Source organism: Ensifer sp. NM-2 (assembly GCF_003024455.1).
In the GTDB taxonomy this organism is placed as follows: Bacteria; Pseudomonadota; Alphaproteobacteria; order Rhizobiales; family Rhizobiaceae; genus Ensifer; species Ensifer canadensis.
In genome coordinates this window covers 1-699 of record NZ_PVZR01000087.1, presented here as the reverse complement: position 1 = coordinate 699, position 699 = coordinate 1, and the positions used below count along the sequence as shown (strand labels likewise).

General features: G+C 61.9%; 1 pseudogene. It reads left to right on the top strand.

Annotated features, from left to right (window positions below):
• A pseudogene (locus C6558_RS38890) lies at positions 1-486 on the top strand (ISNCY family transposase); the annotation flags it as partial.
• Between the last annotated feature and the right edge of the window lie 213 nt (positions 487-699).

The following is a 699-nucleotide window of genomic DNA, read 5'->3' as shown; positions in this document are numbered from 1 at the left end:
GCCAGATCTGATGATCTGCATCGGCCGCTGAACCTTGCCCCGGATCGGCTGCGCGACGTGCTATGCAAACGTGAGCAGCGTTATGTCGGTGCCCAGTTGACGTTTTCGTTCGAGCGCCAGCGGATCATGCTGGAAGAGAACGAGGTGACGCGCGGGCTGGTCGGTCGCTATGTCGAGACCTACGCGCTTGCCGACGGCAGGCTGGATGTGCGTTGGAAGGGGCATTCCCTACCCTACCGGGTGTTCGACAAGGACCAGCGGGTGACGCATGCGGCGATCACCGAGAACAAGCGGCTCGGTGAACTCCTGACCTACATCAAGGAACGTCAGGAGCAGCAGACGAAGCCCGCCGTGAAGACGAACAGCGAGAAGAACGGCTACGTTCGACGCGCGCGCGGCCCGGGACGTCGGAAGGATTTCATGAACGATCCTGCGGTCATTGCCCGGCGGCGACAGGCGCTCTCTGACCTCGATGCGGCGGAATGACCGGCTGCTTCAACTGTCCAAGCTAAAGCCGAAGGGGAGCGTCTCATCCGCCCCCTCCCTTCCCTTGCAACCCGGTCCAGCCGGTCCGGTCGGGGGCTTGCCTCAGCGCCAGTGGAGATGTCGAGTGTCGCATGTCTAAATGGCTGACGACGCGCCGCCCAAAGTGACATTTCTACTTTGCGCCAACGTGGACAGTTCAACCTTGCTGCCACA